This window comes from Pseudomonas sp. LB-090624, from assembly GCF_003205205.1.
GTDB lineage: Bacteria > Pseudomonadota > Gammaproteobacteria > Pseudomonadales > Pseudomonadaceae > Aquipseudomonas.
In genome coordinates this window covers 36,416-46,800 of record NZ_QJRL01000033.1, presented here as the reverse complement: position 1 = coordinate 46,800, position 10,385 = coordinate 36,416, and the positions used below count along the sequence as shown (strand labels likewise).

The 10,385-nt window shown below is 62.7% G+C and carries 6 protein-coding genes; all 6 read right to left on the bottom strand.

Annotated elements, in window-relative coordinates:
* Nucleotides 1-193: 193 nt before the first annotated feature.
* The 6 genes from DMX11_RS22430 to DMX11_RS22405 all read right to left on the bottom strand — a co-directional run bounded on the left by DMX11_RS22430 (nt 194) and on the right by DMX11_RS22405 (nt 10,367).
* Entirely contained in the window at nt 194-967 is a 774-nt protein-coding gene (locus DMX11_RS22430; RefSeq protein ID WP_110746974.1) for an enoyl-CoA hydratase, read from the bottom strand.
* Between the two features lie 13 nt (nt 968-980).
* Complete coding sequence (locus tag DMX11_RS22425; protein WP_110746971.1) at nt 981-2,108, bottom strand: acyl-CoA dehydrogenase; 1,128 nt, start codon at nt 2,106-2,108, stop codon at nt 981-983.
* An 8-nt stretch (nt 2,109-2,116) separates the two neighbouring features.
* Nucleotides 2,117-3,310: an acetyl-CoA C-acyltransferase gene (locus DMX11_RS22420; protein ID WP_110746969.1), complete on the bottom strand. Its 1,194-nt coding sequence runs from the start codon at nt 3,308-3,310 to the stop codon at nt 2,117-2,119.
* A gap of 12 nt (nt 3,311-3,322) precedes the next feature.
* Nucleotides 3,323-4,090: an SDR family NAD(P)-dependent oxidoreductase gene (locus DMX11_RS22415; RefSeq protein WP_110746967.1), complete on the bottom strand. Its 768-nt coding sequence runs from the start codon at nt 4,088-4,090 to the stop codon at nt 3,323-3,325.
* 15 nt (nt 4,091-4,105) lie between these two features.
* Nucleotides 4,106-5,752, bottom strand: a complete 1,647-nt coding sequence (locus DMX11_RS22410; protein WP_110746965.1) for an AMP-binding protein — start codon at nt 5,750-5,752, stop codon at nt 4,106-4,108.
* Between the two features lie 124 nt (nt 5,753-5,876).
* Nucleotides 5,877-10,367 (bottom strand): NEL-type E3 ubiquitin ligase domain-containing protein, encoded by a 4,491-nt coding sequence (locus DMX11_RS22405; protein WP_110746962.1) that lies wholly within the window; start codon nt 10,365-10,367, stop codon nt 5,877-5,879.
* Between the last annotated feature and the right edge of the window lie 18 nt (nt 10,368-10,385).

Genomic DNA, 10,385 nt, shown 5'->3' with positions numbered 1-10,385 from the left:
ATGCTCCCGGGAGTACGCGCCGAAGGCCCCATCCATGGGGCCTCAGCGCTTGACGGGCATCCATGCCCGTCACCTCCCTCCGCATGCCCTTCGCTCGGCCTACTGAAGTCGCAATCTGTGTCGCCTGGACTATCGCGCGCTTAAAAGCAAAAACAACGGCAACGGCAACGGCAACGGCAACGAGTCGATCTGATCAGCGATCCTTGAACTGTGCCTCGCGCTTGGCGATGAAGGCGGCCATGCCTTCTTTCTGGTCTTCGGTAGAAAACGCCGCATGGAACACCCGACGCTCAAAGCGCACACCCTCGCTGAGGGTAACCTCAAACGCGCGGTTGACGCTCTCCTTGACCATCATGCTCACTGGAATCGACTTGCTGGCAATGGTCGCCGCCACTTTCAGCGCCTCTTCCACCAGTTCCGCCTGCGGTACGATCCGCGCCACCAGCCCCGCACGCTCAGCCTCTTCAGCGCCCATCAGGCGCCCCGTCAAGCACAGCTCCATGGCCTTGGCCTTACCCACCGCGCGGGTCAGCCGCTGGGTACCGCCCATGCCCGGCAACACGCCAAGGTTGATTTCCGGCTGGCCGAACTTCGCGTTGTCAGCCGCAAGGATGAAGTCGCACATCATGGCCAGCTCGCAGCCACCGCCCAGGGCGAAGCCGGACACCGCCGCGATGATCGGCTTGCGACGGTTGGCAATGCGGTCGGCATCGCTGAACAGGTCATCGACGTAAATCTGCGGGTATCGCAGTTCAGCCATTTCCTTGATGTCGGCACCAGCGGCAAACGCCTTGGCCGACCCGGTCAGCACCACGCAGCCGATGTTCGGGTCACGCTCGAGCTGGTCGAGGGCCTGATTGATCTCGCCGACGATCTGCGCGTTCAGCGCATTAAGCGCCTGTGGGCGGTTGAGGGTGATCAGGCCGACCTTTCCGTGGATGTCCAACAGGATGGTTTCGAATCCCATGCAGTCTGCTCCTTCAAAGATTACGCGCAATGACCATGCGCTGAATGTCGCTGGTGCCTTCGTAGATCTGGCAAACCCGAACGTCGCGGTAGATCCGCTCCAGCGGGAAGTCACTCAGATAGCCATAACCGCCGAGGGTCTGCAAGGCATCCGAACAGACCTTTTCGGCCATTTCCGAGGCAAACAGCTTGGCCATCGACGCTTCCACCAGCGCTGGGCGCCCGGCATCCCGCAGCGCGGCGGCGTGCATCACCATTTGCCGGGCCACGGCAATTTTCGTCGCCATGTCGGCCAGGCGGAAGGCCACTGCCTGGTGCTCGATCAGCGCCTTGCCAAAGCTCTGGCGCTCGCTGGCGTAGTCGCGTGCCACTTCGAATGCCGCACGGGCCATGCCCACAGCCTGTGAAGCGATACCGATGCGGCCGCCTTCCAGATTGGCCAGGGCAATCTTGTAGCCCTCGCCTTCGGCGCCCAGGCGATTGGCCACCGGCACCCGCACATTGTCGAAGACGATCTGGCAGGTGTCAGAGGCATGCTGGCCGAGTTTGTCCTCGACCCGCGCTACCTGATAGCCAGGCGAGTCGGTGGGCACGATGAACGCGCTGATACCCCGTTTGCCGGCGCTCGGGTCGGTCACGGCAAACACGATCACCACACCGGCATTCTGCCCCGATGTGATGAATTGCTTACTGCCACTGAGCACGTAGTGGTCACCATCCAGGCGTGCGCGAGCCTTCAGGCTGCTGGCGTCAGAGCCGGCCTGCGGTTCGGTCAGGGCAAAGGCGCCGAGCATCGCGCCGCTGGCCAGTGGCGTGAGGAACTGTTCTTTCTGCGACTCGGTGCCGAAGCGCAGGATCGGTACGCAGCCAACCGAGTTATGCACGCTCATGATGGTCGAGCAGGCACCATCACCGGCTGCAATCTCTTCCAGAGCCATGGCGTAGGCTACATACCCCGTATCGCTGCCGCCCCACTGTTCAGGCACTAGCATGCCAAACAGGCCCAGTTCGGCCATTTCAACAATGGCCTCTTTCGGAAAGCGGTGTTCCTTGTCCCATTGCTCGGCAAAAGGCTTGAGGCGCTCCTGGGCGAAGGCGCGTACCGCATCGGCGATCTGTTGTTGCTCATCAGTTACCAGCATGGTTCACCTCAATACAGACATTCGACAGCCATGGCCGTGGCTTCGCCACCGCCAATGCAGATGGCCGCTATGCCACGGCGTAAGTTGTTCTGGCGCAGGGCCGACAGCAAGGTCACCAGAATACGTGCGCCCGAGGCGCCGATCGGGTGGCCGAGGGCACAGGCACCACCGTGGATGTTGACCTTGTCGTGTGGCAGGTCGAGGTGCTTCATGGCCGCCAGGGTGACCACGGCGAAAGCCTCGTTGATCTCGAACAGGTCAACTTCGCCCAGGCTCCAGCCGGTCCGCTTCATCAGCTTGTCGATAGCGCCGATCGGCGCGGTCGGGAACAGCGCCGGGGTGTCTGCGAAGGCAGCATGGCCATGGATCACCGCCAGCGGCTTGAGGCCACGCTTGTCGGCTTCGGAGCGGCGCATCAGCACCAGCGCCGCAGCACCATCGGAAATCGAGCTGGAGTTGGCGGCGGTCACTGTGCCGCCCTCACGGAAGGCTGGCTTGAGCTGCGGAATCTTGTCCAGCCGGGCCTTGGGCGGCTGCTCGTCATCCGTGACCGTGCGCGTTTCCTTACCCTCGGTGACCTGCACCGGCACGATCTCAGCGGCGAAACGGCCGTGTTTGATCGCCTCCTGCGCCCGGGTCAGCGAAGCAATGGCGAAGTTGTCCTGGGCTTCACGGCTGAAGGCACCGCTCTGGGCACAGTCCTCGGCAAACGTGCCCATCAGTCGGCCTTTGTCGTAGGCGTCTTCCAGGCCATCCATGAACATATGGTCGATGATCTTGCCGTGCCCCATGCGGTACCCCCCTCGGGCCTTGTCCAGCAGGTACGGCGCATTGGTCATGCTTTCCATGCCACCGGCCACCACCACATCGGCCGTGCCGGCCAGCAGCAGGTCATGGGCCATGATCGCCGCCTGCATGCCTGAGCCACACATCTTGTTCAGGGTGGTACAGGTGGTGTGCTTGCCCAGCCCGGCGCCCAGCGCCGCCTGGCGTGCTGGGGCCTGGCCCTGGCCTGCTGGCAGCACGCAGCCGAACAGCACCTGCTCGACGCTGGCGGCGTCGATACCCGCGCGCTCGACGGCGCCACGAATTGCCGCGCTACCCAGTTGCGGCGCGGTCAGGCTCTTGAGGTCGCCCTGCAGGCCGCCCATGGGCGTGCGCACGGCACTGACGATAACGATCGGATCATTGGCGAGGGTCATGTCCATTACTCCTTACTTGGCAGCCATGCGCAGCGCACCGTCGAGGCGGATCACCTCGCCGTTGAGCATGCTGTTCTCGATGATGTGGCGAGCCAACGCCGCGTACTCCTGCGGGCGGCCCAGGCGGGGCGGGAAAGGCACACCCGCTGCCAACGATGTGCGCACCTCGTCGCTCATGCCAGCCATCATCGGCGTTTCGAAGATACCCGGGGCAATGGTCATGACGCGGATCCCAAAGCGTGCCAGCTCGCGCGCGGCCGGCAAGGTCAAGCTGGCGATCGCACCCTTGGAGGCCGCGTACGCGGCCTGGCCGATCTGGCCGTCATAGGCGGCGATGGAGGCCGTGTTGATGATCACCCCACGCTCACCGCCCTCATCGGCAACGCCTTCGGCCATGGCTGCAGCGGCCAGGCGCAGCAAGTTGAAGCTGCCGACCAGGTTGACATTGATGACCTTGGCGAAGCTGGCCAAACCATGCGGGCCCTGCTTGCCCAGGACCTTCTCGGCACCGACGATACCGGCGCAATTGATCAGCCCGTGAAGGCTCCCAAAGGCGCTGAGCGCAGCGTCGACTGCCGCCTGGGCGGCCTGCTCGTCGCTGATATCGGCGACCGCGAAACGGGCGCCGTCACCCAGTTCGCGTGCCTTGGCCTCGACGGCCTGGGCATTGAGGTCGACCAGCATGACCTTGGCGCCGGCCTCGACCAGCATCTGCGCGGTAGCTGCGCCCAACCCGGAGGCGGCGCCGCTGACGATGAAATGTTTGTTGGCTATGTGCATGATCGGTTTTTCCTTTCAGGCGCTGGCAGGGGTGGCCTGTTGCGCTTGTTGTTTGGCGACTTCCTGGTTACGCAGGATGAAGCGTTGCAGCTTGCCGCTCGGGGTCTTGGGTAGCTCGCTGACGAATTCGATTTCGCGGGGGTAGGCATGCGCATATAAACGCTTGCGCACATGCTGGCGCAGGGTCTCCTCGAGTTCGGCACTGCCCTTGTAGCCGTTGGCCAGGACCACGAAGGCCTTGATCAGCTCGGTACGCTCAGGATCCGGCTTGCCGATCACTGCCGCCTCGATCACCGCCGGGTGCTCGATCAGCGCGCTTTCCACATCGAAGGGGCCTACCCGGTAACCGGATGTGGTGATCACGTCGTCGCTGCGCCCGACGAAGCTGATGCTGCCGTCCTGGTTCAGCTCTACGGTGTCGCCGCTGAGGTAGTACTTGCCGACGAAGGCTTTGGTCGGCAGGCCGTGGTAGCCACCAAACCAGCACAGCGGCGATTGTTCGCGGTCGACCGCCAGGATTCCCGGCCGCCCGGCCGGCAGCTCGCGACCCTGCTCATCCAGCACCACAATGCGGTGGCCGGGAATGGCAAAGCCGGCCGAGCCCAACTGCACCGGGTGCTGGAGGCCGTGATGATTGCACAGCACCATGCCCAGTTCGGTCTGCCCGTAGTGATCGTGAATGGTCACCCCCAGTTCGTCGGCGAACCAGCGGATCACTTCCGGGTTGAGCGGCTCGCCAGCACTGCTGACCGCCCGTAAACGGCCCTTGATCGGGGCCGAGAAGTCATCGCCAGCAGCAATCAGCATGCGGTACGCGGTGGGCGAGCCAGCCAGGTTGGTGATGCCCAGTTTGGCGATGACCCGCGCGCAGCTGTCAACGCTGAACGGGCCATCGTAGAAGGTGGTGGCATGGCCCAGCGACAACGGGCCCGTGACAGCGTAATACAGCCCATAAGCCCAGCCCGGATCCGCCAGGTTCCAAAAGTTATCCGTTGGCTGCAGGTCGATGGCATCGCGCATGTAGCCCTGGAAAGCAACAATTGCGCGCAGCGGGACCTCCAGCGGCTTGGCCGGGCCCGTGGTACCGGAAGTGAACATCAACAGGAAAGGATCGTCACCCGTCCGCATGACCGGCTCGCAGACACTGTGAGCGGCCTCCAGAGCCTGATGAAAATCCAGCTCGCCGGCAGCAGCGCCCACGGTAACGACAAGCGGGCAGCCCACGACTTCGTCAAGCTTGCACCGGTTACCGTGGTCAGTGACGACCACCTTGGCGTGGGATTGCTCAAGCCGGTGCTCGATGGCCTTGGGACCGAAGGCGGTGAACAGCGGCTGGTAGACCGCCCCCAGGCGCCACGTGGCAAGGATGGTGACCAATAGCTCAGGGGTCCGCGGCATAAGCCCGGCAACCCTGTCGCCAGCCTGTACGCCTTGCGCCTTCAGCACATTGGCAAAACGGGTGGCCAAGGCCTGGAGCTGGTCAAAACTGTAGCGCTGGGTATCACCGTCACGGCCCTCCCAGATCAAGGCAGGCCGGTGGCTGCCAACATGCCGGTCGCAGCATTCAACACAGGCATTGAGGGCCGCGAGGTTACCGTGCAGCGCCGCGGTGGCTGTCTGGGTGAGCTCGAACGAACGAACGGCCTCGGCGTAATCACGCATCGTCGGACTCCTGGTTTCTTGTTGTTGGAGTGGAACCATCGGTCCGACGATGTTCGCGCCGCGCACCTCATGCGGCAATGGCCAAAGCTGTCAATCTGGATGACCGGTTTGGCCGCTGCCGGCCTCAAGCCTGGCCGCGCTCCTTGCCATATAACAGTTGGTGAGTCAGGCGCACCAACAGGGCCCGCTCGTCCTGGTCGCGTTCGATGGCCAGGTCGTCAAGGCGTTGGGCGAATTCAGCGGGGGCAAGTTCGGCACGCTGCTGCTCTACCCGCTGTACGCGGTCCTGATAGACGCGTTCCAGGTTGGTGAAATACTCGCTGCTGCGTTCGCGCAGGTACCGCTGCCAGAACTCGCGCTGGGCCAGACTGCGCGAGAGGTTGGGCAAGGTTTCAGCCTCCCTGACTCGACGGAACGCCTGCGCAATGGTTGCATCGCTAACCCCCGCCGTTTCGCTGACATCCATGGTCTGTGGCTGGAAGGGCAGCTGCAGGACTTTGCTCAGCTTGATGCGGAAATACAGGTTGATCGTGTCGATGGTATCGTCGTCAACAAACTGGCCAAGCCCTGCGCGTCGAGCTGTTTCGGCAGTGGCCCGTCGCTCGACGTGCTCCAGCCGGAACAACCCCCGCCCAAGCTCAAGCAATTGATTGCCGCGATCAGGTGACGTGTCGTGTTCAGCCTGGGCAATCGCTGCCCGGTTGAGCAAATCGCTGAAGCGGCGAACGACGCGGTTGATCGGGCCGAACGGGGGGCGTAACTCGGCGAACACTTCCGTACGCAACGCCACATTGCTGTACACGGCATCCAACAGCGTCCACAGGTTGCCACGCAAGTTCTGGCTGGCGTTGACATAGTCGGTGGTGCGCTCCAACTGCTCGACCAAGGCAAACAGACCGACGCTGTCAGGCATGCCTGCCAATTCATCCCACTGCCGCCCTCGCGCCTCCAACGTGCTGGCCTCGCTACCCCCCACCCAAAGTGAACGTGCCCGTTGCAGCCCTTTCAACGATGGCGAAGGCATTGCCCCCTCTTCCAGAATGACATCGAGGGCATACAGGCGCTGCACGTCATACGCGCTGAGAGGGTTGCGCATCACCACGAATATGTGGCGAAAGTACTGTGGCATCCTCAGGATGACTTCCGGTATTACCTTCAGGTGATTACCACTCAAGTTCACTTTCTCGAGTGTGCTGCACAGTTCGAGGCCGCTCGGCCAGACGGTCAGCCGGCAATGCTGTAAATCCAGCTCACGTAAATGAGACAGCTGGTTGTAGGGCACGGGGTATTGCCCCAACGGGTTGTAACTCAGGTCAATCGTTTCCAGCCGAGGGAGACCGTTGATTGCGCTGATGGTGCTAAAGCTCAGGTGAATATTGTTACGAGCCAGGCGCAAGGTGCGCAGCTCGATAAGGTAGGCGATGCCTATTGGTACTGCAGATAGCTGGTTGCCGACAAGGTTCACCTCGGTCAGGGCGGTAAGGCCGTGCAGGAAGTCCACTGGCACGACCGTCAGCGCGGTGTCGTTGATCACTAATGAAACGAGGCGTGGGAAGTCCACCGACAACGGCAATGACGGGAGTGTCGTGATGCTTGGCCCCTCCAGCCTGAGGCGCTGGCCAACGATGTTTCCTTCGCTGTCGTAAACCTGTTCGCCCTGGAAACGCCAAGCTCTGCGAATGCTGTCAGCGACAACCTTTCGGCAGGTTTGGCGGGCCTCGTTCAATTCGCTGCCGTACCATTGGTTGAGTGCCCGATCCAATCGGGTGTAGCTATCCTCCAGATCCAGCAGGTGCTGGAATGCCTGATCACCGAAGCCTTGCAAGCGTACGACCTCTTGCTCGAGCTCGACGTCACCGAGCCCTCGGTACAGTCCCCCAAGGCGTGCGCGCAACAGCTGCTGCAGGGGGGTACCGGCTTCGCCACGGCCGCTCAACAGATAGCCGACCCTGCCATTGGTCAAACGCTGGCCCGGGTTGAACCACGGGGCTTGCTCACGCCATCCGAGCAGGTGCAGGCGGGCGGTGCGCGTGTCTGGCACCAAGGCCTGGAGCTTGGCACGCAATAGCGCGGCAGGCTGCTCAGCGGGCAACCCCATTCGGCCAAGCTGCTCGGGCGTCAGCAGAGCGGCGAGGGCCTGAAAGATCGAGCCTGGTTCGGCGACTTCTGCGGAATGTTCATAGCCCTGCCCATCGAACAAGCGAAAACGTCCGTTGGCATGGACCAGTGACACGGTTTCACCTTCGGTCGACATGGCCGACAGCCGGGTCAGCAAACGACCGTAGGGCGAGCCGTCGCGTAACTCCACTCCGAGCTGCGACGGCCAGTTGGGCAGCCTCGTCAGCAAGTTGATCACCAGTTCCCCGGCCTCGTCTGTGTAAGCACTGCTTAGAAACAGGCCCTGCACTGCCCGGTCCAGCCGCGCCACCTGCGACAAGAAGCGCGCCTTGGTCGCCATCTTCACAGACAGCTTGTCGAGCCCGGAAAGCTTGGCCTGGGCGTTATCGGCTTCGGCCACGACCTCCGCGACATAGGCGTCAGGCAAGTGGGGGAAGTCACGCTTGACCAACCTGGCTACGGGGTCATCCGGCATCCTGACCCGGGTCAGATGCTGCAGCAGAGGCCCCTCCAGCTGCGGCTGCTGCTGTAGCAAAGCGGCTTTGAGGGCGGCCGGATCCAAGGCCGTCATTCCAGGCCGGGCCAGGCACCACGCCTGGATCTCGGCATCCCCCCCCACCACCGATGCATCGCCAAGCGATGTAAAGAATGCCTCGATACGGGTGTTGGCATCGAAACGCCGCAAGGTCTCGCGCAGGGTAACCGGCAGCGGGCGGTTCTCAATTATCAGGCCGCGGAGCATGTCCTTGCTCATGCCCGCCATCTGTACGATCTGCTCTGCATGTTCGGTGCTCAGCGATGCCTGTAACGGCCACAAGGTATCGAGCATGCGGGCGCTGTCACCCCAGGTCTGCGGGCGCGCCGACCGTACGTGCCAACTGCGCTCTCCATTGAACTCCACCATGGGTCCAAAGGCCTCATCACCGCGTGGATGACGCAGCCGCCACGGCCCCTGCGCCTGTGGGCGATGCACCTCATGGAAGCGATCACCACTGCGCATCCAGCGGCGAGTACCGCTGCCATACAAGCCATCATCAGCCAGGGTGCGTTCATCGGGGGTCGACTCGTAGACCGTGAGGTCGCTGGACCATAGCCTTTGCTGGCCGTTGTCCAGCCTCACCGGCTCAAGGCCATCGACAAAGCGGCTGCGCACCAAGTGGCCGGTAGCGCCGATCACCGCACCCGTCACCGCAACCTGGGCGAAGGTCTCAGCCACACCAAGCAGGTGCTCCAGCGCTTCATGCTGGTGTCCATAGGCCCAATCCGTCACACCCTCGTAGACCTCGGAAACGGTTTGTACCAGCATTCGCCCCAGCAGCAACTCACCCAGCACAGGGATAAACATGCCGGCCAGATTGGCCACGTCCCAGCCCAGTGACTTCCAGCTTGCCTGGCGCTGTTTGGCCGCCCGTGCATCCGCTTGTGCCAGCGGCACCAACAGCAAGCTGGCGTCGCTTTTTATCCGTTTTACTTGCTGCTCGACCAGCCGTACAAACACGTCACCCTGGCCAGTCGTGCCATCCATCTGCAGGTCAGGCTCTGGGTCTTTGAGACGCGTCTGAAGCAGCTGGACGAAGTCTTGACGGTCCTCAAGCGCAATCAACTGGATAAAGTATTTCTGGTATTCAGGTGCACTCAGCCGCTTGACCATGGCTTGATGCATCTGCCCCAGCGTGAGGAAGTGATGCAGGGCCTGCGACGGGTCGCTGGGAAGATAGAGGACCCAGCCACTTGCCTCACCTGCTACGTCACGCAACGGGATCACCAGGGCATCTGCCACAGGCTTGCCGAGCAGGGTCAACAACCCTGGGTAACCTTGCAGGTGCAGGCCCTCACTGTGCTTGGCATCCGCCACCTCGGCCAGCGCCGCACACACCTGCGCGTCCAGGTCACCCTGGATCACTGCCAGCTCAGCAGCCAGCCGAAGCCCCGCCCGCTTTTCCGCGACAAGCAGCTTGCAGGTTTGAGCATTGAAGGTTTGATCAATCAGGGTTTGATACAACCTGCCAGTGTCCAGATCCCTGCACGCTTTCACAAAGGCATCGTCGGCGCGATAGAGCACCTTGCGCCCGCCGCTGACGACAAACTCACCGCGTAGCGGCGTGGCGCCGCTGGGAAAGTTCTGCATAAGGCGCAGCAGCGCGGATTGGCGCACCTCGATGGTCCCCAGGGAAAAACCCAGAAAGCCGTCGCTAACCACCTCGCCCTCGGGTTCAAGCCACTCAAGCTCGTTCAGTTTGCTGCCCGCGGGCAACCGGCCCTTGAGCAACGTGCCAAGCTTGTCCAAGGCGAAGGTTTGCAGCGGGACAAGCCCCCGAGTGGCTGCGCGTACGTCGTCCTGCCCGGCCTTGTGTTCCTTGAACAGTTTGCGCAGGCGTTTGATTTGTTGCGGGGTCGCTGCACGCAACCATTCGGGCAGCAGCTTGCCAATGAAGGCGTCGGTTGCGCTGGCGCGTGTCGGGGTCTGGGCAGTAGGGGCTTCGGTGGGGTTGGCCATGGTGGAGGGCGATCTTCG